This is a genomic window from Ralstonia sp. 1138 (assembly GCF_040544795.1).
GTDB lineage: Bacteria > Pseudomonadota > Gammaproteobacteria > Burkholderiales > Burkholderiaceae > Ralstonia > Ralstonia flatus.
In genome coordinates this window covers 1,613,339-1,634,469 of record NZ_JBEPKQ010000001.1, presented here as the reverse complement: position 1 = coordinate 1,634,469, position 21,131 = coordinate 1,613,339, and the positions used below count along the sequence as shown (strand labels likewise).

General features: G+C 66.2%; 18 protein-coding genes and 1 tRNA gene. 8 read left to right on the top strand and 11 right to left on the bottom strand.

The annotated features are described in order from the left end of the window. Window positions 1–69: 69 nt before the first annotated feature. Together ABIC76_RS07245 and ABIC76_RS07240 are read right to left on the bottom strand one after the other, a co-directional pair. Window positions 70–1,023, bottom strand: a complete 954-nt coding sequence (locus tag ABIC76_RS07245) for a chemotaxis protein (RefSeq protein WP_027680031.1) — start codon at window positions 1,021–1,023, stop codon at window positions 70–72. A gap of 127 nt (window positions 1,024–1,150) precedes the next feature. Beyond that, window positions 1,151–2,056 (bottom strand): LysR family transcriptional regulator, encoded by a 906-nt coding sequence (locus ABIC76_RS07240; RefSeq protein ID WP_354533466.1) that lies wholly within the window; start codon window positions 2,054–2,056, stop codon window positions 1,151–1,153. A gap of 105 nt (window positions 2,057–2,161) precedes the next feature. Here ABIC76_RS07240 and ABIC76_RS07235 point away from each other — a divergent pair, with 105 nt between their 5' ends. The 6 genes from ABIC76_RS07235 to pdeM all read left to right on the top strand — a co-directional run bounded on the left by ABIC76_RS07235 (window position 2,162) and on the right by pdeM (window position 10,444). Then, window positions 2,162–3,223: an SDR family oxidoreductase gene (locus tag ABIC76_RS07235; protein ID WP_354533464.1), complete on the top strand. Its 1,062-nt coding sequence runs from the start codon at window positions 2,162–2,164 to the stop codon at window positions 3,221–3,223. 98 nt (window positions 3,224–3,321) lie between these two features. Further along, window positions 3,322–3,398: transfer RNA gene (locus tag ABIC76_RS07230), tRNA-OTHER, on the top strand. Window positions 3,399–4,468: 1,070 nt separating this feature from the next. Continuing rightward, window positions 4,469–5,533 carry a ligase-associated DNA damage response exonuclease gene (locus ABIC76_RS07225; protein WP_354533463.1) on the top strand — a complete coding sequence of 355 codons (1,065 nt, stop codon included), beginning with the start codon at window positions 4,469–4,471 and terminating at the stop codon, window positions 5,531–5,533. Further along, window positions 5,530–7,176: an ATP-dependent DNA ligase gene (locus ABIC76_RS07220; protein WP_354533462.1), complete on the top strand. Its 1,647-nt coding sequence runs from the start codon at window positions 5,530–5,532 to the stop codon at window positions 7,174–7,176. Before ABIC76_RS07225 ends, ABIC76_RS07220 begins: the two co-directional genes overlap by 4 nt. Next, a complete protein-coding gene (locus ABIC76_RS07215; RefSeq protein ID WP_354533461.1) occupies window positions 7,173–9,788 on the top strand; it encodes a ligase-associated DNA damage response DEXH box helicase in 2,616 nt (871 codons plus the stop codon). Before ABIC76_RS07220 ends, ABIC76_RS07215 begins: the two co-directional genes overlap by 4 nt. After that, complete coding sequence (gene pdeM / locus ABIC76_RS07210; RefSeq protein WP_354533460.1) at window positions 9,785–10,444, top strand: ligase-associated DNA damage response endonuclease PdeM; 660 nt, start codon at window positions 9,785–9,787, stop codon at window positions 10,442–10,444. Before ABIC76_RS07215 ends, pdeM begins: the two co-directional genes overlap by 4 nt. A 26-nt stretch (window positions 10,445–10,470) precedes the next feature. On the opposite strand, the gene ABIC76_RS07205 is transcribed toward pdeM, so the two are convergent. The 4 genes from ABIC76_RS07205 to ABIC76_RS07190 form a co-directional block, all read right to left on the bottom strand. After that, complete coding sequence (locus ABIC76_RS07205; protein ID WP_354533459.1) at window positions 10,471–11,646, bottom strand: zinc-dependent alcohol dehydrogenase; 1,176 nt, start codon at window positions 11,644–11,646, stop codon at window positions 10,471–10,473. 89 nt (window positions 11,647–11,735) lie between these two features. Next, window positions 11,736–11,981, bottom strand: a complete 246-nt coding sequence (locus ABIC76_RS07200; RefSeq protein WP_143708227.1) for a DUF6566 family protein — start codon at window positions 11,979–11,981, stop codon at window positions 11,736–11,738. Further along, window positions 11,978–12,148 (bottom strand): hypothetical protein, encoded by a 171-nt coding sequence (locus tag ABIC76_RS07195; protein ID WP_354533458.1) that lies wholly within the window; start codon window positions 12,146–12,148, stop codon window positions 11,978–11,980. Before ABIC76_RS07195 ends, ABIC76_RS07200 begins: the two co-directional genes overlap by 4 nt. 107 nt (window positions 12,149–12,255) lie before the next feature. Continuing rightward, on the bottom strand, window positions 12,256–13,125 hold the full coding sequence (locus ABIC76_RS07190; RefSeq protein WP_102065279.1) for a manganese catalase family protein: 870 nt from the start codon (window positions 13,123–13,125) through the stop codon (window positions 12,256–12,258). Window positions 13,126–13,269: 144 nt separating this feature from the next. On the opposite strand from ABIC76_RS07190, the gene ABIC76_RS07185 reads away from it, so the two are divergent. After that, window positions 13,270–14,565 (top strand): Nramp family divalent metal transporter, encoded by a 1,296-nt coding sequence (locus ABIC76_RS07185; protein ID WP_354533457.1) that lies wholly within the window; start codon window positions 13,270–13,272, stop codon window positions 14,563–14,565. Between the two features lie 33 nt (window positions 14,566–14,598). Here the strand turns inward: ABIC76_RS07185 and ABIC76_RS07180 are convergent, their stop codons facing one another. Continuing rightward, entirely contained in the window at window positions 14,599–15,456 is an 858-nt protein-coding gene (locus tag ABIC76_RS07180) for an NmrA family NAD(P)-binding protein (protein WP_354533564.1), read from the bottom strand. 149 nt (window positions 15,457–15,605) lie between these two features. After that, window positions 15,606–16,808, bottom strand: a complete 1,203-nt coding sequence (locus ABIC76_RS07175; protein WP_354533456.1) for a DUF2252 family protein — start codon at window positions 16,806–16,808, stop codon at window positions 15,606–15,608. 193 nt (window positions 16,809–17,001) lie between these two features. Between ABIC76_RS07175 and ABIC76_RS07170 the strand changes: the two genes are divergently transcribed. Continuing rightward, a complete protein-coding gene (locus ABIC76_RS07170; RefSeq protein ID WP_232039144.1) occupies window positions 17,002–17,427 on the top strand; it encodes an HU family DNA-binding protein in 426 nt (141 codons plus the stop codon). Window positions 17,428–17,543: 116 nt separating this feature from the next. On the opposite strand, the gene ABIC76_RS07165 is transcribed toward ABIC76_RS07170, so the two are convergent. From ABIC76_RS07165 to ABIC76_RS07155, 3 genes are read right to left on the bottom strand one after another with little or no spacing between them, the layout of a single operon-like run. After that, window positions 17,544–18,185 carry a DUF2894 domain-containing protein gene (locus ABIC76_RS07165; protein ID WP_502947844.1) on the bottom strand — a complete coding sequence of 214 codons (642 nt, stop codon included), beginning with the start codon at window positions 18,183–18,185 and terminating at the stop codon, window positions 17,544–17,546. Next, on the bottom strand, window positions 18,163–18,816 hold the full coding sequence (locus ABIC76_RS07160) for an OmpA family protein (protein ID WP_009239900.1): 654 nt from the start codon (window positions 18,814–18,816) through the stop codon (window positions 18,163–18,165). The genes ABIC76_RS07165 and ABIC76_RS07160 overlap by 23 nt, the downstream gene beginning before the upstream one ends. Then, window positions 18,813–21,119 carry a DUF802 domain-containing protein gene (locus ABIC76_RS07155; RefSeq protein WP_354533455.1) on the bottom strand — a complete coding sequence of 769 codons (2,307 nt, stop codon included), beginning with the start codon at window positions 21,117–21,119 and terminating at the stop codon, window positions 18,813–18,815. The genes ABIC76_RS07160 and ABIC76_RS07155 overlap by 4 nt, the downstream gene beginning before the upstream one ends. Between the last annotated feature and the right edge of the window lie 12 nt (window positions 21,120–21,131).

Here is a 21,131-nt window from a genome sequence, read left to right as displayed (position 1 = left end):
GGGCCCGGGGGCGCATTGCACGCCGCCCGGGCCCTGATGCTGGCTCAGCGCTTGGTCTGAGCCTCAGCCTTAGCCCAGTGCAGAAGCGATGGCCTGTGCGAGTTCGTTGGCTTCGAACTTGGCGACGTAGCCGTTGGCGCCAACGCGGCGCACGTGGTCTTCATTGGCGGAGCCCGACAGCGACGAGTGGATCACCACCGGAATCGACTGGAACGCCGGCTCGGTCTTGATCTTGCGCGTGAGCGTGAAGCCGTCCATCTCCGGCATTTCCAGATCGGTCAGCACCAGCGCGATCTTGTCGCGCACGGTCTTGCCTTCGCGGGCGGCGTCACGTGCGATGTTCTGCAGCGTATCCCACGCTTCCTGGCCGCTCTTGGTCATGACGTACGGTGCGCCCATCGCTTCCAGGCCGTTGGCGATCAGCGAACGTGCGAGACCGGAGTCATCCGCCACCAGCAGCTTGGCACCCGGCGGCAGCTTGATCGGACGCTCGTCATTGTCGGGCGCCAGATCAGTGTGGCGCGTCGGGAAGACATCCACCAGGATCTGCTCAACGTCGATCACCTGCGCCAGGCGCGAGTTGTCGGCATTGCCATCCAGGCGCGCCAGGCTGGTGATATTGCTGCTGCCCACGCTCGCCTCGGCCGGGAAGATCTGGCTCCATTCCAGGCGCACGATCTCGTCCACTTCTTCCACCGCAAAACCTTGGGTGGAGCGTGCGTATTCGGTAATCAACAGGATGTTCGCGTTGCCGTTCCGGGTGCCGATCACGCTGGCAAGGTCGATCACGGGAATGATCTGGCCGCGCACGTTGACCGCACCGAGGATATGGGCGCCGGCGTCCGCCACATGCGTCACAGGCGGCATGACCATGATCTCGCGCACCTTGAACACATTAATGCCGAACATCTCGCGCTGATTGGAGCGCGCAGATTCGCCCAGGCGGAACAACAACAGTTCAAAGCGGTTGTTGTTCGTCAGATTGGTCCGTTCATCGACTTCGTGCTGCGAATGCTGTGACATCGCGTCTTCCCCCGTTCATGCACACGTTATGTGGCGGTAAACGGCACGGCATTTGGCAACTTGAAGGCGTTTTGAGAATGTGAAGCTCACGCCCTTCCAGGGTGGGGTATGGGACGGGGAAGCGCGCCTAGGCAATCTTCGCGTGCGCGACCAGAAAATCGAGAAACGCCCGCACGCGCGCGGGCAGATGCGCGCCCTGGCCGACATAGACGGCATGGATGTCTTCGGTCTCGCCGGGGTTGTAATCCTCCAGCACGGGGACGAGGCGGCCTGCCTCTAGATCGGCGCGCACCTGAAACTCGGCCAGGCGAGCCAGGCCTAGGCCGGCGACCGCCACCGCCCGCAGCGCCTCGCCATCGCTGATCTGCGTGTTGCCCCGCGGCGTGAATTCGGTGCGGCGGCCGCGCTTGATAAAGGGCCAGGCGTTTGCGGCGCGTACATAGCTGAACGTCAGGCAGTTGTGGCTTGCCAAATCATCCGGCGTGCGCGGCGTGCCGGCGCGCGCCAGATAGGCAGGCGACGCCACCACCATCAAACGGGTCTGCCCCAGCTTGCGCGCCACCAGCCGCGAACTCTTCAGCGGCCCGCTGCGCAGTGCAACATCGGTGCGGTCCTCCAGCAGATCGACCACACGATCCGTGAGCGCAATGTCGAGCGACACCTCCGGATGACACGCCAGAAACGCCGGCACGATCGGCAGCAGCACATGCGTGCCGACCGGCACATTCGCGTTGATGCGCAAGCGCCCCGAGGGCTGCGCCCCGGCGGACGCTTCGCGCTCCGCCTCGTCTAGATCGGCCAGCACCGACACGCTGCGCTCGTAGAACGCCGCCCCTTCAGGCGTGAGCTGGAAGCGCCGCGTGGAGCGGTTCACCAGCCGTGCGCCAAGGCGGGCCTCCAGCCGCGCCACCAGCTTGCTCACCGCCGACGGCGTCATCCGGCACGCGCGCGCCGCAGCCGAAAACCCGCCCTCTTCCACCACCCGCACGAAGACTTCCATCTCGCCAAAGCGATTGACATCGAGCCGCGCCATTGTGATTTCAATTCATAGATATTGTGCTGACACGCAGTCTATCGCACAGATGCTGGCGTTCTCATACTGGTGGTCATTGCTGATTCGGTTTCACCCAACACCAACATGACTGCACAGGACAAAGTCGCGCTCGTCGTGGGCGCGCAGGGCGTGATCGGCCGCAACCTGATCGAGCACCTCGCCACGTTGGACGACTGGCGCATCGTGGGCCTGTCGCGTCGCGGCGGTGAATCGACAGAGCGCATCCGGCACATCGCCGTCGACCTGCTCGACGCGACTGACACGCGCATCAAGCTGGGCGCACTGGGCAACGTCACCCACGTCTTCTACGCCGCGTACCAGGACCGCCCCACCTGGGCCGAGCTGGTGCCGCCCAACCTCGCCATGCTGACCAACGTCGTCGACGCCATCGAGGCCGCGTCGCCCCGCCTTGCGCACATCGGCCTGATGCAGGGCTACAAGGTCTACGGCGGTCACCTCGGGCCATTCAAAACGCCGGCGCGCGAAACCGATGCGCACTTCATGCGGCCCGAATTCATGTTCGATCAGCAGACCTTTCTGGAAGCACGCCAGCAGGGCAAGGCGTGGACGTGGTCGGCCATCCGCCCATCGGTGGTGGGCGGCTTTGCGCTGGGCAACCCGATGAACCTGGCCGTGGCCATTGCCATGTATGCGTCGATCTCGAAAGAGCTGGGCCTGCCGCTGCGGTTTCCCGGCAAACCCGGCGCGTACGACCACCTGCTGGAAATGACTGACGCCGGCCTGCTTGCCCGCGCCACCGTGTGGGCTGCCACCGACCCGCGCTGCGCCAACCAGGCCTTCAACATCAACAACGGCGACCTGTTCCGCTGGAGCGAAATGTGGCCCCGGATCGCGCGGTACTTTGACCTGGAAGTCGCACCGCCGCTGCCCTTGTCGCTCGACACCGTCATGGCCGACAAGGCGCCGCTCTGGCAGAGCATGATCGCTAGGCATGGCTTGGCGAACACGCCCTACCGCGATGTGTCTTCGTGGCGCTTTGCCGACTTCGTCTTCTCGTGGGATTACGACATGTTCGGCGACGGCTCCAAGGCACGCCGCTTCGGTTTTCACGAATACGTGGAGACGGAAGCGATGTTCATGCGCATCTTCGACGACTTGCGCCGGCGCAGAATCATTCCGGCGTAGAGCATCCGGATGCCCCCGCCTGCGAGGCACACCGGCCGATCCGGCTAGGGGGATGTCCCGACTCGGGTTTCCACAGGAAGCGTCGATATAGTGAAGACGGGACGGTAGCTCATGGGTCGAGCGGCGGCGGTTTACCGGCGCAGGCAGGCAGGTTCAAATCCTGTACGTCCCACCATCTGACGATTGATTGAGGAACGACAACACTCAGTAATCGCGCCATGACCGGGCTGTGCGGGCGATTGTCTTCGCAAGAAGTCGGCACGCCAGCCCGCCGGCGGCTCGCACCTCAATCAAAAAAAATGCGCCCTGCACACCGGGCGCTGACGCCTTTGCCTTCGAAATGGACGTCGGAAGACGCAGGCGCAGAGGAGACGCAATTGCGGGGGTAGCTAACTGCCTGCGTACTCCCATGTTCGACAACCCACAGAAGAACGCAACGCAAATACGCGGCCTCGTCGATTGCCTGTCAGCGCTGAATCGGAACTGAGTGCGATTTTGGTTTGAATGGCGACCAGAATGGGACCGTCCGTTGTTCGTCCGGCCTCATAACAGCATCAGGGTGCGCTCTACGCGCGTACAACCGTTCTCACGTCCGGGCCACAAACCTCCGTCGTCGATGGCTTCAGGCCCATGCTTGCCGGTTCCATGCTGATGTCGAGTGCGGCAGATTGCCTCGGGCAGTCGAGCTTGTCGGCAGCCGAGCGCCGCTTTTTCCTCATCATTGAAAAAACGCCCGGCCGCCACGCAGCCTCCACACCGGCCACACCGCAACCCCGGCCCCACACCCCCTGGCATGCCGACTGCTTCCCGCCACGAGAGCGCAACGGAGGCAACGCATGCATCAGGCATTACGAGCGACAAAACAAGCAGCCGCAGGTTGGCTATTCTTTCTGGTATCGACAACGGGCAGCGGGCTTTCGCTCGCGCAACCCACTGAGCCGCACCCGGCGTCTGCAGACGCCGCTCCGACGGCTCAATCCAAGACGGCAAAGCACTCCTTGTCACGGTATCCGGACACCATGCCGGCCTCGCCGCCAAGGGCGCCCGCCGCGCAGTCCGCGGACGCTTCCGCGGGAACGCGCCAGCCTGGGGGCGGCGATTCGGCCGGCCCCAGTGCCGCCGCCGCAGGCCCCGGGGGCCCAGCTGACATGCGTGCCGAGCCGGTGCGCAAGCAGCCATTGCGCTAATGCTGTCGCGGGCGGCTGTCCCGGGCGTCGGATGAGGGGCATCCAATGAGAGCAATCGATGACCAGCGCAGCGGACCTGATCGTAACCACGCCCAGCGGCCTGTATTGCCCGGCAGGCGACTTCTACGTTGACCCATGGCGGCCGGTTGACCGCGCCGTCATCACACACGCCCACAGTGACCATGCCCGCGTCGGGCACCAGCATTACCTGGCGGCCGCTCCGGGGGCGGGCGTGCTGCGCGCGCGCCTGGGTGCCGACATCCCCCTGCAGACGCTGCCGTATGGCGAATCCATCGTCCACCACGGGGTCCGGTTGAGCTTTCATCCGGCGGGGCACGTGCTGGGCTCTGCGCAGGTGCGGCTGGAATACGGCGGCGACGTGTGGGTCGTTTCCGGCGATTACAAGGTGGAGGCTGACAGCACCTGCACGCCGTTCGAGTCGGTGCGATGCAATACCTTCATCACCGAATCCACCTTCGGGCTGCCGATCTACCGCTGGCGCCCGCAGACCGAGATCTTTGCGCAACTCAACGCATGGTGGCGCGACAACGCCGACGCGGGCCGGGCAAGCGTGGTGTTCTGCTACGCCTTCGGCAAGGCGCAGCGCATTCTCTCCGGGCTCGATACCGGCATCGGGCCCATCGTTTCGCACGGCGCGATGCTGCAACTGGATGCCGCGTATCGGCACGCGGGCGTGGCGCTGCCGCCCACGCAGCTCGCCACCGACGTGCCGCGCGCGGACTTGCGACGCGCGCTCGTGCTGGCACCGCCCTCCGCACAACGCACGGCGTGGATGCGGCGTTTTGGCGACTACGCCGATGCGTTTGCCAGCGGCTGGATGCAGCTTCGCGGTGCACGTCGGCGGCGCGGCGTCGATCGCGGCATCGTGCTGTCCGATCATGCCGACTGGCCCGGCCTGCTGCAGGCCATCGACGCCACAGGCGCCACGCGGGTCTATGTCACGCATGGGCAAGTCGCGCCGATGGTGCGCTGGCTGTGCGAACGGGGCCTGGATGCGCGCGCCTTCGCCACCGAGTATGGCGACGAGGCCGAAGAAGGCAATGCCGCTGAAACAGCTGATATGCCCACGGCAAGCGCGCCAGAGGACACGCCCGCGTCATGAAAGCCTTCGCCGACCTGTACGCGCAGCTCGACGCCACCACATCGAGCAACGGCAAGCTGGCCGCACTGGTGGCCTATCTCCGTACGGCGCCCGATGCCGACGCCGCGTGGGCGGTCTACTTCCTGGCGGGAGGCAAGCCGCGCCAGCTGGTGCCGGTGCGCGTGCTCGCCAGCTTTGCGCAGACCACCTCCGGCCTGCCCGAATGGCTGTTTGACGAGTGCTACCAGGCCGTGGGGGACCTGGCCGAGACCATCGCCCTCGTCCTGCCCGATGCAGATCACGCAGACGACGCCAGCCTGGCCGAATGGATGGAGGCCCGCCTGCTGCCGTTGCGCGGGCAGCCGCCCGAAGTGGTGCTGCCGCGCCTGGCGGAGCTGTGCCGCGGGCTCCCGCTGCATGCGCGGCTGGTGTTGATGAAGCTGATCACGGGGGCGTTTCGCGTGGGGGTGTCAAAGCTGCTGGTCACGCGCGCGCTGGCGGAGGTGGGCGGCACCGACCCCAAGCACGTGGCGCAACGGCTGATGGGCTATACCGACATCGGCCAGGCGCCCACCGCCGAGCGCTATCGCGCGCTGCTGGCCGATGCCAGCGTCGATGGCCACGCGCTCGATACCGGACACCCCTATCCGTTCTTTCTCGCGCACCCGCTGCAGGCTGACCTGGAGGCCTTCGACACCCTGCTCGGCACGCCTGCTGAATGGCAAATCGAATGGAAGTGGGATGGCATCCGCGCGCAGCTCGTGCGTCGCGCCGACAGCGCATGGCTGTGGTCGCGCGGCGAGGAACTCATTACCGATCGCTTTCCAGAACTGTCCGCCATGGCGGAGGTGCTGCCGCCAGGGACCGTGCTCGACGGCGAGATCGTGGTCTGGCAGGCGGGCCGCGTGCAGCCGTTTGCCCTGCTTCAGCAGCGTATCGGCCGCAAGACGCTGAATGCACGCGTGCTGCGCGATGCGCCGGCCGTGCTGCTGGCGTATGACCTGCTGGAATGGCAGGGGCAGGATCTGCGTGAGCGCCCGCAGAGCGAACGGCGCGCGCAACTCGAACGCGTGATTGCGGAATGCATCCATCCGGCGCTGGAGCTGTCACCTTTGCTGCAAGGCGACGACTGGCAGCATCTTGCCCAGCAGCGCGAAGCGTCGCGCGAGCTTGGCGTGGAGGGGCTGATGCTCAAGCGGCGCGACGCGCGCTACGGCGTGGGCCGCACCAAGGATGTGGGCGTGTGGTGGAAGTGGAAGATCGATCCGTTCTCGGTCGACGCCGTCCTGATCTATGCACAACGCGGCCACGGCCGGCGCGCGAGCCTGTACACCGACTACACCTTCGCCGTGTGGGATGCGCCGCCCGATGTGCCCGAGCGCAAGCTGGTGCCGTTTGCCAAGGCGTACTCCGGCCTGAGCGACGCAGAGATCCGCCAGGTCGACGCCCTCATCCGCAAGACCACGGTGGAGAGCTTTGGCCCCGTGCGCAGCGTGGCGCCGACGCTGGTGTTCGAACTGGGCTTTGAGGGCATTGCGCGCAGCCCTCGGCACAAGAGCGGCATCGCGGTGCGGTTTCCGCGTATGCTGCGCTGGCGACACGACAAGCCCGTCGCAGAAGCCGATACGCTGCAGACGCTGGAAAGCCTGCTACCGCCGTCATGAACGCACCTGCACCGCCCGATCTTGATACGTGGTTTGCTGCGCGTGGCTGGACGCCCATGCCGTTCCAGCGCACCGTGTGGTCGGCCATGGCGCGCGGCGAATCGGGCCTGCTGCATGCCACCACCGGCGCGGGGAAAACCTATGCGGTGTGGCTCGGGGCGTTGCAGCGGCTGGCGCAGGTGCGCGGACGTGGCAGCGCACCGCCGTTGTCGGTGCTGTGGCTCACGCCCATGCGGGCGCTGGCGGCCGACACCACGCGCGCATTGACCGAAGCTGCACAGGCACTGGCGCCGCACTGGACGCTCGGCTTGCGCACCGGCGACACCGGCAGCGCCGAACGCGCCGCGCAATCACGCCGCTTGCCCACCGCCCTGGTGACCACACCCGAAAGCCTGTCGTTGCTGCTCGCACGTGCCGATGCCCGCGAGGCCCTGGGCTCGGTGCGCGTGGTGGTCGTGGATGAATGGCATGAACTCGTCGGCAACAAGCGCGGCGTGCAGGTGCAGTTGGCGCTGGCCCGGCTGCGCACGTGGTCGCCAGACCTGATCGTGTGGGGGTTGTCCGCCACGCTGGGCAACCTGGCGGAAGCCATGGACGCGCTGTGCGATGCAGGAACCCCCACCCCAGGCACGCTGGTGCAGGGCCACCTGCCCAAGCGCATGGAGATCGATACGCTGCTCCCCGACGGCGTGGGGCGGTTTCCGTGGGCCGGGCATCTGGGCATGGCGATGCTGCCGCATGTGCTGGAAGAGCTGGAAAGCGCCCGCACCGCGCTGGTGTTTCTCAACACGCGGTCGCAAGCGGAGCTGTGGTATCAGGCTGTCATCAATGCGCGGCCGGAATGGGCGGGGCTGATTGCGTTGCATCACGGCTCGCTGGACCGCGCTACGCGCGACTGGGTCGAGACCGGCCTCAAGCAAGGGCTGCTCAAGGCCGTGTTCTGCACGTCGAGCCTCGATCTCGGTGTCGACTTTCTGCCCGTGGAACGCGTACTGCAGATCGGTTCGCCCAAGGGCGTGGCGAGACTGTTGCAGCGCGCTGGGCGATCCGGCCACGCGCCCGGCCGCCCGTCTCGCGTAACGGTGGTGCCGACGCACAGCCTTGAACTCGTGGAAGGCGCGGCCGCGCGCGCAGCGGCCATGTCGGGCCAGGTGGAGGCCCGCACCTCGCCGCATAAGCCGCTGGACGTGTTGGTGCAGCATCTGGTGACGGTGGCGCTGGGCGGTGGCTTCGTGCCCAACGCGCTGTTGGAGGAAGTGCGCCGCGCCTGGGCCTACCGCGACTTGCGCGACGACGAATGGCAATGGGCGCTGGACTTCGTTCGACAGGGCGGACACTCGCTCACGGCGTATCCCGACTACCACCGCGTCGTGCCCGACGAACACGGCATCTGGCGCGTGCCCGACGCGCGCCTTGCGCGGCGACACCGCATGAGCATCGGCACCATCGTCAGCGATGCAACGATGACCGTGCGCTGGTGGCACGCATCCGGTGGCGGCGCACTGGGGTCGATCGAGGAAGGTTTCATTGCGCGGTTGCGCCCCGGTGACAACTTCCTGTTTGCAGGCCGCCTGCTGGAGCTGGTGCGCGTGCAGGACATGACCGCCTATGTGCGGCGCGCCACCGGCAAACGCGCTGCCGTGCCGCGCTGGAACGGCGGTCGCATGCCGCTGTCCACCGAACTCGCACACGCGGTGGTGGCGCAGCTTGATGCGGCGGCACATGCCCGCTTCGACAGCCCCGAAATGCAGGCCGCGCGCCCCTTGCTGGAGTTGCAGGCGCGCTGGTCAGCGCTGCCCACCACCGCAACGCTGGTGGCCGAGACACTGCACTCGCGCGAGGGCTGGCATCTGTTTCTGTATCCGTTTGCCGGGCGGCATGCGCACCTGGGGCTCGCGAGCCTGCTTGGCTGGCGCGCGGCCAATCGCACGCCGGCGACTTTCTCACTGGCGTTCAACGATTACGGCCTCGAACTGCTGTCGGCCACGCCCATCGACTGGCCGGCGCTGCTGGCCAGCGGCGAACTCTTTGCCACCCACACGCTCATGCAGGATGTGCTGGCCAGCCTCAACGCCGGAGAACTGGCGCAACGACGCTTTCGCGAGATCGCCCGTGTGTCCGGGCTGGTGTTTCAGGGCTACCCCGGCGCGCACAAGAGCGCGCGCCAGCTGCAGGCATCTTCTGGCCTGTTCTATGAAGTCTTCCGGCGCCACGACCCGGACAACCTGCTGCTGTCGCAGGCCGAAACCGAAGTGCTGCGCCAGGAACTGGACCTCGACCGCATCGAAGCGGCCCTCATCCGCATGCGCGGCTTGCAACTCCAGCTTTGCGCACTGAAGCGGCCTTCGCCGTTCGGTTTTCCGTTGATGGTGGAGCGGTTTCGCGAGCAGCTTTCGACGGAGAAACTCGCTGATCGGATCGCACGCATGCTGGCCGAAGCGGAGCGTGCCGCCGGCCCCGAACCCACCGATCCGGATGCCGCGACACGGCCGGAGATCGAGACAGATGTACAAGCTGCGCTGCGCCTGACTGAATCGCCCGACACTGCCGGCAAATCCACCCGCCGCGCGCGCCGGCCACGCAAGACATCGAAGCCGCTGCCACTGCTATGACTGCCCCCAATGACGTCGCCATGCAGTGCGCAGGCGAGACGGTATGGCTGCTCCCCGAGCGCGCGCTCTGGTGGCCAGCGCAACGCATGCTGATGGTGGCCGATGCGCACTTCGGCAAGGCGGCGACCTTTCGCGCGCGCGGGGTGCCGGTGCCGGCCGGCAGCACCAGCCAGGCGGTCGCCCGCCTGGACGCCATGCTCGCCCGATTGCCGGTGGCGCATATCGCGTGGCTGGGCGACCTTCTCCACGCGCGCGAGGCGCACGCCGCCATCGATGCACTCGCCGCCTGGCGCGCGCGCCACACCGATGTCGCGTGCACGCTGGTCCGCGGCAACCACGACAGCCACGCGGGCGACCCACCTGCCGACCTGCGCTTCAATGTGGTCGAAGAGCCCTGGGCGATCGGGCCCTTCGCGCTATGCCACGAGCCGCAGGCGGTGCCCGATCGCTACGTCATCGCCGGACATGTGCACCCGGGCGTCGTCATCAGCGGGCCGGCTCGGGACCGCCTCCGGCTGCCGTGTTTCCGGTTTGGGGCAAATGGCGCCCTGCTCCCCGCGTTCGGCGAGTTCACCGGTTTGTGGACGGCTCCGGCTAAGCCCGGAGAAGTGCTCTTTGCTGTCGCCGACGACCGGGTCTGGCCGCTGCGCAGTTAGGGCGCTTCCTGCAGCGCAAAAGCGCCCTAGCCCCAGGGCTTCAGCACCACCTTCACACACCCGTCCTGCTTGTCGCGGAAGGTTTTGTACAGGTCCGGGCCATCCGCCAGCGTGCCGCGATGCGTCACCACGAACGACGGGTCGATCTCGCCGCGCTCGATGCGTTCGAGCAATAGCGGCAGATACCGCTGAACCGGTGTTTGCGCCATCCGGAACGTCAGCCCGCGATTGATGGCTGACCCAAACGGCACCTTGTCGAGCAACCCGCCATACACGCCGACGATCGAGACCGTACCGAAGTTGCGGCAGCACTGAATGGCCTGCCGCAGCACGTGGGGCCGATCCGTACCGAGCGCGGTGGCGACTTTGATGCGGTCGACCACGGAGTCGAAGCTGGCGGTCGTCTCGGGTTCGGTGCCCACTGCATCGATGCAGGCATCGGGGCCGCGGCCCTGCGTCATTTCGTTGAGCGCCTCCTGCACATCGCTGGCTTTGAAATCGAGCGTCTGTGCGCCGGCCGCGCGCGCCATGGCCAAGCGCTCGGGCACCGTATCGATGGCGATCACGCGTTCCGCCCCGAGCAGGAAGGCGCTTCGGATGGCGAATTGGCCCACAGGCCCGCAGCCCCACACGGCGATGGTGTCGCCGGGCTGGATATTGCAGTTCTCGGCGGCCATGTAGCCGGTGGGGAAGATGTCGGACAGGAACAACAAGGTCTCGTCGTCCACACCGTCCGGCACGCGAATGGGCCCGACGTCTGCGTACGGCACACGCAGATATTCCGCCTGGCAGCCGGCATATCCGCCGAGCAGGTGCGAGTAGCCAAACAAACCCGCCGGCGAGTGACCCCACAGCTTGGCGGCCTTGGCGTGGTCAGGGTTGGTTCGCTCGCATCCGGAGTAGAACCCGCGCTTGCAGAAAAAGCACTCGCCGCAGGAAATGGTGAACGGCACGACAACGCGGTCGCCGACTTTCAGCTTCGTGTTCTCGGGCCCCACCTCCACGACTTCGCCCATCGTTTCGTGGCCGACCACATCGCCGCTTTCCATGCCGGGCATGACACCGTCGAAGAGGTGCAAGTCCGACCCGCAGATGGCGCACGCCGTGACCTTGATGATGGCGTCGCGGCCGTGTTGGATCGTCGGGTCCGGAACGGTGTCGCAGCGGATGTCATGTTTGCCGTGCCAGCAGAGTGCCTTCATCACAAACTCCTTGTCGATTCAGTCGGGGCGACGGCGCCATGCCGAAGCCGTGCCGCGCAGTTGCGCGGTTCAGTTGTGCGGTCCAGAACTCAGGACCGCCCGTGCGTGAGCAGCAGCCGGGCTTGCTCCATGCCGTCTCGAACGGCCTCGCCTTCGGTGTGCCAGCCTCGCCATGTCTGGGATATTTCTCGGATTTCGAACTGCCGCGCCCCGTTTGCGACCGAGATGCGGGGCACCCACACGCCCTGCGCGTCCTGCTCCGCAGTCACCGTCACGGTCTGGCCCGCACACTCGAAGCGCGCTTCGCCTTCGTGCGTCGTCTCGTTCTGCATCATCGCTTTCCGTTCAGGAATGGGTGCGGGGGCTGAACACCCGAATACACCGGCGCGACGGATTGCACACCGGCCCCGAACACGCCGGCAGGCAAGCCGCGGGCGAGCGAATACATGGCAATCACGGCAAGCGTGAGCGCCGCGATCGCAAGGAGTTCTTGCATCTGCATGAGTGCCTCCATGTCTGTTCGTGCTTGAAACAGGCGGTGCCTGGCGCAGCCGCAATGTCCAGGCCCGGGCGGCGCTGCGCCCGGGCCTGCGGACCTGAAGGCGGTCGTTACGCCTTCGCTTCACCCAGCTCCGCGCCGGTGGTCGGATCGACCGCCGGGTCTGAAGCCAGACGCGTCTTCATGGCCTCCAGCGTTTCGAGTTCGGCATCGGTCAGGTTGACCGCTGCGTTGCCGTCTCCGCCGTCCGCGGGCACCGGCGGGTCTGCCACCAGCTCAAGACCCGTGCCGCTATTCCACGGTGCCTGCACGATCGGGCCACCGCGCGACATCTTGAAATACGCGTCGCTGAACTCCGGCACCGGCGGCAGCTTGCCCGGCGGGAAGTTGCCGTTGATGGCGTAGAGCGCCTTCTCGAACGACTTCTGGTGCGCCACCTCGCGCGTCATGAGAAAGCCGAGTGCTTCGCGCACACCCGGGTCATCGGTAACGTTGATCAATCGTTCGTAGATGATCTTGGCGCGTGCTTCGGCCGCAATGTTCGAGCGCAGGTCCGCCGTGGGCTCGCCGATCGAATCGATGTAGGCGGCCGTCCATGGAACGCCCCCGGAGTTCGTCAGCGATGGGCCCCCGCCGTAGAGCACCTGCGTCACATGGCTGTCGTTACCGGCGCCATTGAGCTTGCGATACAACTCCGCCTGCTCATCCACCGCTTCGGCCAGTTCGCCTTTAGCACCGCGATTCAACATGGCGACGATGGAGCCGATGATCTCGAGGTGACTGAGTTCCTCCGTCGCGATGTCGTACAGCATGTCCTTGCGGCCTGCATCCTCTTCTGCAACGGCTTGCGTGAAGTAGCGCATCGCCGCGGCAAGCTCGCCTTGCGGGCCGCCGAACTGCTCCAGCAGCAGATTGGCCAATCCGGGATCGGATTCGCTGACCCGAACGGTGTATTGCAATCGCTTGTTGTGCATGAACATGGATGTTCTCCGGGAATGGGTGGATGCCTTCATGGCGCAACCCTTTCCGCAACCCCCGTTCCATCGCGTACCGCACGCCTCGCGTGGCGCCGTCGGGTACGCGCGTTGCGAAGGGCCTTGCGCCGCCTATCTCCCGGAGCCTCCATGGACGACACCCTCGCGCTTGAACGCGACAGTTCTTCTGCATCCAGAGGCGTTGTCGCCCACGCGCGCGAAGCGCTGGAAGGCCGGCGACGCGGCTGGCGCACGTTCACGCCGTTCGTTGGCCCGGCCGTGGTGGTATCGGTGGCGTATACGGACCCCGGCAACATCGCCACGGGCATCGAGGCCGGCGCCCGCTACGGCTATCAGTTGCTCTGGGTCGTGCTGGCGTCGAGCCTGGTGGCGATGCTGTTCCAGATGCTGTCTGCCCGCGTGGGCATTGTGACGGGCCAGAATCTGGCGCAACTCTGTCGCACGCATCTGCCTGCGCCGGCCGGCCTTGGCATGTGGTTCATCAGCGAGCTTGCCGCCATGGCGACCGACCTTGCCGAGTTCGTCGGTGCCGCTGTGGGCATCGCACTCCTGACCGGGATGCCTCTGCTGCACGCCATGGTCGTCGCCGGTGTGCTGACTTATCTTTTGCTGATGCTGCAGGGGCGGGGCTTCCGTTCCATTGAACTGATGATTGGCGCGCTCGTGGCCGTCATCGGTATCTCTTACATCATCCAAGTGTGGATCTTGCCTGTTTCGTGGGCGGCGGCGCTGCGGCAAACCTTTGTTCCGACGGCACTGCCGCCCGACGCGTTCATGTTGGCGGCCGGCATTGTCGGGGCCACGGTGATGCCTCACGCGCTCTTTCTCCATTCGGGACTGGTCAATACGCGCGTGCGCCCACGGAGTGCGTCTGAGACATCGCAACTGCTGCGCTATTCCAACCGCGAGGTGGTGGCAGCGCTGGCCGCTGCGGGCTGCATCAACCTCGCCATGGTGGTGGTATCGGCAGGCGCGTTTCACGGCACACATGCAGAGGTGGCCGGCATTGAGGATGCCTATATCACCCTGGCGCCGTTGTTTGGGGCATCGGCCGGGCTGGTGTTTCTGGTTGGGCTGATCGCATCGGGGCTTTCAAGCTCCGTGGTCGGGACGATGGCGGGCCAGATGGTGTTGCAAGGTTTCCTGCGTGTGCGCCTGCCGGTATGGATGCGCCGACTGATCACCATGGTGCCGGCGTTCATCGTCATCGGCGCGGGCATGGATGTCACACGCGCACTCGTACTCAGCCAGGTGGTGCTGAGCATCGTGGTGCCGTTTCCGATGGCGGCGCTGATCTGGCTGGCACGCCGGCCAGACCTGATGGGCCAGCATGCCGCCAGTCGCGGCCTGGTGGGGCTGGCAACGGTGGGAGCCGTGCTGGTGGCAGGATTGAACGGCGCGCTGCTCGTCCATCTCATCGGCTAGCGATGCGGGACAGCGGCGGCGCAGCGGGTCTGGTCAGGCGTGAGCCGCGCGTACCCACGCTGCCGCAATGAAGTCGGCCAGCGAAACATGGCCCCGCACGACGTCCGCCGGCTGGTCGAAATCCTCGTCCAGGGTCACGGCGGTCATCTTTGCGTAGGCGCGCGCCGCTTCGGCAGAGAATCCCCACCCTTTGTAGACGGCTTCCCATCGGTCTCGCGGCACCACTTCGAGCACCACGTCGCGGCCGAGCGTGCGCGACATGGCCCGTGCAACGTCCTGCGGTGTGTAGCGCTGCGGGCCCTCGACGTAGCGCACGCCCACATCGTCAAGTGGCGTCAGAAGCCGCGCCGCAGCCGCCTCACCAAGGTCGGCGGGCGCCACCATCGGTATGCGCATGTCGGCGGGGAACATGCTCGGCAGCGTGCCGGTCTCCGCCACGGTCTCGAGCATGCTCGTCCAGTTGCTCATGTAGTAAGCGCCGCGATTGATCGCGGCCGGAATGGGCTGGCGGCGCAGGCCTTCTTCCAATTCCCACAGCGTGGTGAGGTCGCCGATGCCCTGCCCCGGGCGCGCGCCAAAAGTTGAAGCGGCCACCACTTTCTCCAGTCCAGAGTCTTCCAGCGCGGCGAGGATGTTGGCGATCGTGCGGCGCTCCGTGGCGTCGGTGTCGCCGGCAGTATCGGCGGGTGGATTGAGCAGGAAGGCGCGGCGCCCACGTCGGAATGCCGCCTTTAACGAGGCGACGTCCTCCACGTCCGCCCTCGCGATCGATGCCCCTTTGTCCCGCCACCGGCCTGCGCGCTCCGGCCACCGTGTCACGATCGTGACGTCTTCTCCACCGGCCAGGAGCGCATCCGCAACTGCAGCGCCTACATGTCCGGTTGCCCCCATCACCACGTACATTGCGCCTCCTTCCTGAAGTTTTGACTGCGCACCGCAGCAATCGGACGCAGTCGGTCCTCACCGCGCCGATCGGCGCGCGACCGCTCGCCTGCGTCGCCAGCAGCGTTTGTGCCCGGCAACGGATGCAGCCCCACGGTTCAACCGGCCCAGGCGCGGCAGTGCTCGAGGTACTGGCGCTCGTGCAGCCCGAGCAGGTCGACAATCGACGACCACAGCCAGAACGGCGCGTTGATGGAGCGCCCATGGCGCGCCCGCAGTTCACGGTGCCATGCCTTCGCAACATCCCGCGGCATCTGGCTGCCATGCGCAAGGCCCACGACATTGCCCAGATACGCGGCCAGCACCGTGGCGTCCTTGTGCTCGAGCTTGTCCACCGACAGCTTCAGGTCTTGCGGCTGCAGCTCGCGCATGAAAAAGCTGCTACCGAGCATGCGCCCCCACGCCATTCGATCGCCCAGATCGGGAGCAAGAGCGCGCGCGCCCGTCACCACGCGTTCGCCATTCAACCGTGGCATTTCGGTGGCAGGGGCAGTGGGCGCCGCTGGCTTTCCTGCCTCCTTGATATCGATCAGCCGATACCGCGGCCCGCGGTCCTGATCGACCGCCAGCAAGACGGCATAGCGCCGCCGCCCGAGCGAGCTGCACCCTTTGACCCAGTAGGCAGCATCGACAACGCTGACCGAGGCTTCGCCGGGCATCTCGTAAAGACGCGCCACCAGCGCAAGCACCTCATGCTGGCTTACCAGCTGTTTCAGTTCGCGCCGCTCTTCGCGGGAGAGCGGCCAGAAATGGCGCCCGAGAGGAATGGATGGAGACGTGTCATCAAGCCGCTCCCTGGCCAGCTGTTTCCACGTACGCGCGGTCGCGGCTTTCATCGCGGTGCGCACGGATGCGGGGCGCGGCGGCAGATGCACCGCCGCATCCGGGTCGATGCCGTTCAGGTAGCCGGCCATCAGCGCCTCGACCATTCTTGCCGTCACGATGCCTGGCAGGTCGGACCCGCGCGCGGCCGTTGCCAGCGAAACGCCAAGCCGGATCAGGTCGTGCGCGGGATTGCCGAGCACCGTCTGATCCAGATCGCGGATCTGTATGCGCGTAGCACCGGAAGCATCGCCGATCGGACCGAGGTTGCCGACATGGCAATCGCCGCAAATCCAGATGGTGGGCCCCTCTGGAAACGTGTGCGACTGCACCTCGCTCAACCACTCGTAGAACTTCACGGTGCTGCCGCGAACGTACGCATGGGTGGAGCGCGTCATCTTCGATTGGCGCAGCTGGGCGAGTATGGGGGCGCGGTTTTTGGGGCTCACCACGCTCTGCGACGATTTTCGTTGGGGCATGTCTGTGCTGAACCTGGGATGCTTCAGCTGGGTGATACACGCCCGAAATCCCTTGCAATAAGCGTTCCGCGGCCTCAAAACAGCCTAGATAACGCTTCCACGGCGCTCAACCTTTGCTATGCTTGCTCGAAGCGCGCTGCACAGGCGTTGCTTCCATTGAATGGTCAACTTTACCCAACCATCTACTTTCACTATGGCCACCAAAACCAAGACCGCTGCCAAGACCGCTGCAAAGAAGGCCTCGCCGGCAAAGAAGGCCGCGCCGGCAAAGAAGCCTGCTGCAACGACGCCGACCCTCAAGCCCTTGAAGGACACGTTCACCAAGGCGAGCCTGGTGAGCCATCTGGCTGAACAGGCTGCCGTCGACGCCAAGGCGGTGAAGGCGGTGCTGCTCCATCTGGAGAACACCATCGTGGCTTCGCTGCACAAGAAGGGCGCTGGCGAATTCACGCTGCCGGGCCTGTTCAAGGTGACGTCGGTCAAGGTGCCGGCAACCAAGCGTCGCTTCGGCAAGAACCCCTTTACCGGCGTGGACCAGTGGTTCGAAGCCAAACCGGCAACCGTGCGCGTCAAGGTCCGCGCCCTGAAAAAGGTCAAGGACGCAGCCATCAACGGCTGATCGCCAGCACAAAGAAAAAGGGAGCCTCGGCTCCCTTTTTTGCGTGCTTGCCGGCCGAAAGACGCGGCAGGCGGGCAGATCAATCCACCCTCCCGGATGGCGCTGCGCTGTGATGCTTAGCGCGCCTTGCGCGCCGCCTTCCCGCCGCTGCGGGCCGCTTCCTGGCCACCGGCGGCGCCTTCCCCGCTCATGCGTTCCAGCCAGGAAAGCGCGTCGACATACGATAGAAACTGCCGCAGATAATCGGGCGAGACCTCGCGCATCAATAGCAATGAACGATGCACAAGACTGCTTGAATTCAGCGGACCGGCATTGACCGGCACCTTGTCCAGCGCGTCGCGCAACTGTTTCTCGGCGCTGACGCGCGACCACGTGTCGCGCACGTCTTCGAGAATCTTCAGCTCCGGCAATGCACGGGGATGCGGCCCAGACCCGCCATCCGCAGCCTTGCCGACATCCGTGCGTTGCCGGCCGGCAATGTCACGCAGCAGTTCGGCCAACGCGCTGTCGGCAGGCGCTTTTGCGTCGCTCGCGTCGGACGTTGCCGTCGTGCGATCGAGATCTGCCGCGTAGGCCGCGATCAGCTCGCCGAGCCGCGCGTCGAGGATGCGTCGCGCCTCGCCGGTTTGTCCGGCCGCACGCCGATGCAATGCCTCGATGAAGCAAAAGCGCACGCGGTCCAGCCGGTCCGCGCCGCTGGCGCGCCAGCTGTCGAGCATGGCCTGCGTCGACGCCTCAATGCGGCTCACGACGTCCACCGTTGGAAGCAGCCTGCCTCGGCACGGGTGCGATTTCCACACGCCGGTTCTTGGCGCGCCCGACGTCGTCTGCATTGGAACTCACCGGCTGCTGCGATCCAAACGCTGCCGCGAACACGCTCGACGCCGGAATGCCCTCGTCGATCAACGCACGCGTCACCGTCAAGGCGCGCTTGGCGGACAGCTCCCAGTTATCGGCAAACAGCCGATTGCCGGCACGCACCTGCTGGTCGTCGGAAAAGCCGCTCACCATCAGGATCTCTTCACGCGACGTGAGATACGCAGCCAGCGGCCCCGCCAGGCTCTTCATCAGCGCGCGGCCTTCCGGCTGCAACTGATCGGAGTTGATCGCGAACAGCACATTGCCGTTGATGCCGATGCGCCCGTTGACGAGCGTCACGCGCCCGGCCGCCAGCGGGCCGGCCAGCGCCTGCTCCAGCGTCTTGCGGCGCTGGGCTTCGGCCTCGCGCTGCTTGACCTCGTTTTCCAGCTTGGACGACAGCTCCAGCTGCACGCCGATCACACCGACCAAAATCAGCACAAACGCGCCCAGCAGCACCGACATCAGGTCGCCAAACGCGGCCCAGACCGGCGCCGTGGCCTCGATGCCACCGTCGATCTCGTCGTTCATGCCGCTTCGGCCCCGGCCAGCGCGCGCTGGTCACCCAGGCGCTGCAGGTCTTCGAGGATCTGCTTTTGGGACAGCATGCTCAGGTCGATCACCTCACGCGCCTGGGCCACGTAGTAGGCAAGCTGTTCGTCGCTGCGGGTGAGCGACTTGTCGAGCGCGGCTTCGATGCGCTGCAACTGGGCTGCAAGCTTGTCGTTCGACTCGCCAAACAGCTGCACAGCGGCGCCGAACGCCTCGCCCAGGCTCGCCACCTCCACCGCACTGCCGGTCACCTGCGCAGCCACCGCGCCAAGCTTGCCGGTCTCCGCTTCCACCCGATCGGTGAACCGCACGCCAACGCGCTCCAGCAGATCTGCAGACGTCGCCACGAGCGCATCCACCGCCGTGCGCTGCTCGGTCGACGCATGGTTGACGGCGTCGAGCAGCGTTTCCAGCGTGCCCAGCAGGCGCGCACGCTCGTCCAGCATCGCGGTATCGCGCACCATGCTGTCGGACAGCTTCTGGCGCAGTTCGGCCACCACTTCGGCCGCGGCCTTTGGCGCTTCCGACGCGGCTTGGACCAGGCGCGAAATCTCGCCGATCGTGTCGTTGGCGTGCGCCTGCGTTTGCGCGGAAATGTCGCGCGCGGTCTGCGCCAGTGCGTCGCAAATCTGCTGCTGGCGGCTCGCCGTATCGGCGCCGGCCTTTTCCCATGCCTGGGTCAGCTTCTCTCCCATGGCGCCGAGGGCATCGGTCCAGGCAGTCAAACGTTGTGCATCTCGTGCTTCCAGCGCAGCTTGCAACGCGGCTTGCGACTGGCGCGACGCGTCCTGCTGCGCGGCGATATCGCGCGCTGTCTGCGCCAATGCATCGCAGATGTCTTGTTGACGGTTCGCCGTATCGGCGCCCGCCTTCTCCCACGCCTGGCTCAGCTTTTCGGCCGTTGCGCTGAGCGCCTCGGTCCAGGCCACCAGACGTTGCGCGTCTCGTGCTTCCAGTGCGGCTTGCAGCGCCGTATGCGACTGGCGCGATGCGTCTTGCAACGACACGGCGTGCTGCTCGAACGTGGCGGCAGCCGCCTCGAGCGCGCGCTGGTTCTGGGTCGCCAGCTCGGCGTGGGCATGTTCCTGGCGGGCCAGCGCATCGCGCCAAGCCGTGGAAAGGCCGCCTGCGGTCGCATCCAGGCGCTCGGCAACGCCATCGAGCAACCGCGCCGAGCGTTGCTCGAATGTCTCGGCAAACCGGTCCAGCGACGAGCCGACCTGACCGACCAGCGCCTCACTCGAGCGTTGATGCGCCGACAGGGCGTTGCTCCAGATGCCGGAGACCGCCTCGGCTGTAGCTTCGAAGCGCGTCGACAAGCCATCCAGCTGACGCTGCACCGCCTGCGTGACCGTCTCCTGCAGCGCGGACGATTCACGCGCGAGGCCCGCCATCGTCGTTTCCACCACAGGCTGCAGCGCCGCGCTGGCAACGCGCGCGCTTTCCGCTGCGCTGTCCTTCAACGACTGGCCAACCGAAGACGCAAGCTGGCTGTAGGCCACTTCCGTCTTGTCGAGAAACGCTTGCTGCGCGGCGACCTGCCGCTCGCTGCTGGCTGCGCCCTGCTGCTCCAGCGACACCATCATCGCCTGCAGTCGGTCCACCAATGCGGGCATCACATCGGCTTGCCGCTGCAGCAGCTTGAACGTCTCTTCACGCTGATGCGCATGCGAATAGATGCGCAGCGTGGTGGCGATCTTCGTGTCGAGCGCCTGGACCGCCTGCAGCCGCTCGCGCCGGCACAGCGCCGACAGCAGCCCCAGCATGGCCGACGTCGCCACCCCGGCAATCGAGGTCCCGAACGAGAACCCCAAACCCTTGATGGGGGCGGCCAGCGATGCGCGGATCGCCTGCAGATCCGTCGCGCTTTCCAGCGCCGCGCCCGTGCCCTTGAGCGTCACCACCATGCCGAGCAGCGTGCCAAGCATGCCAAGCAGCACCAGCAGGCCCACCAGATACGGCGTCAGCGCGGGCGCCGGGAGCGCAACGCGCTCGCCTTCCACACGCAGGCGCACGGCATTGCGCACGCTCGGGTGCAGTGGCTCCAGCCACGCCGCCAGATTGGACGGTGGCTCGGTCAGCCCCGCCACGGCCTGCGTGACCGTGCCCGTCGCCTGGCGATAGCGGCGCAGCTCGAGCGCGCCTGCCACATAGGCGGCACCGATCACGAGCGTGACCGCCAGCGCCAGCAGGTTTCCGCCGACGACGTAGCCGCCGGCAATCCACCCCAAGGCCGCCAGCCCGACAGAAAAAACGATGAGATTCAGGTGATGTCTGGACATGAATGGTGTCTG

Bases quoted from the DNA above. Each gene is read 5' to 3' on its own strand.
- ABIC76_RS07220 (WP_354533462.1), top strand. From the start codon at position 5,530: ATGAAAGCCTTCGCCGACCTGTACGCGCAGCTCGACGCCACCACATCG.
- ABIC76_RS07205 (WP_354533459.1), bottom strand. From the start codon at position 11,646: ATGAAGGCACTCTGCTGGCACGGCAAACATGACATCCGCTGCGACACC.
- ABIC76_RS07200 (WP_143708227.1), bottom strand. From the start codon at position 11,981: ATGATGCAGAACGAGACGACGCACGAAGGCGAAGCGCGCTTCGAGTGT.
- ABIC76_RS07180 (WP_354533564.1), bottom strand. From the start codon at position 15,456: ATGGGGGCAACCGGACATGTAGGCGCTGCAGTTGCGGATGCGCTCCTG.
- ABIC76_RS07155 (WP_354533455.1), bottom strand. From the start codon at position 21,119: ATGTCCAGACATCACCTGAATCTCATCGTTTTTTCTGTCGGGCTGGCG.
- ABIC76_RS07240 (WP_354533466.1), bottom strand. From the start codon at position 2,056: ATGGCGCGGCTCGATGTCAATCGCTTTGGCGAGATGGAAGTCTTCGTG.
- ABIC76_RS07195 (WP_354533458.1), bottom strand. From the start codon at position 12,148: ATGCAGATGCAAGAACTCCTTGCGATCGCGGCGCTCACGCTTGCCGTG.
- ABIC76_RS07160 (WP_009239900.1), bottom strand. From the start codon at position 18,816: ATGAACGACGAGATCGACGGTGGCATCGAGGCCACGGCGCCGGTCTGG.
- ABIC76_RS07185 (WP_354533457.1), top strand. From the start codon at position 13,270: ATGGACGACACCCTCGCGCTTGAACGCGACAGTTCTTCTGCATCCAGA.
- ABIC76_RS07215 (WP_354533461.1), top strand. From the start codon at position 7,173: ATGAACGCACCTGCACCGCCCGATCTTGATACGTGGTTTGCTGCGCGT.
- pdeM (WP_354533460.1), top strand. From the start codon at position 9,785: ATGACTGCCCCCAATGACGTCGCCATGCAGTGCGCAGGCGAGACGGTA.
- ABIC76_RS07175 (WP_354533456.1), bottom strand. From the start codon at position 16,808: ATGCCCCAACGAAAATCGTCGCAGAGCGTGGTGAGCCCCAAAAACCGC.
- ABIC76_RS07225 (WP_354533463.1), top strand. From the start codon at position 4,469: ATGACCAGCGCAGCGGACCTGATCGTAACCACGCCCAGCGGCCTGTAT.
- ABIC76_RS07170 (WP_232039144.1), top strand. From the start codon at position 17,002: ATGGCCACCAAAACCAAGACCGCTGCCAAGACCGCTGCAAAGAAGGCC.
- ABIC76_RS07190 (WP_102065279.1), bottom strand. From the start codon at position 13,125: ATGTTCATGCACAACAAGCGATTGCAATACACCGTTCGGGTCAGCGAA.
- ABIC76_RS07245 (WP_027680031.1), bottom strand. From the start codon at position 1,023: ATGTCACAGCATTCGCAGCACGAAGTCGATGAACGGACCAATCTGACG.
- ABIC76_RS07235 (WP_354533464.1), top strand. From the start codon at position 2,162: ATGACTGCACAGGACAAAGTCGCGCTCGTCGTGGGCGCGCAGGGCGTG.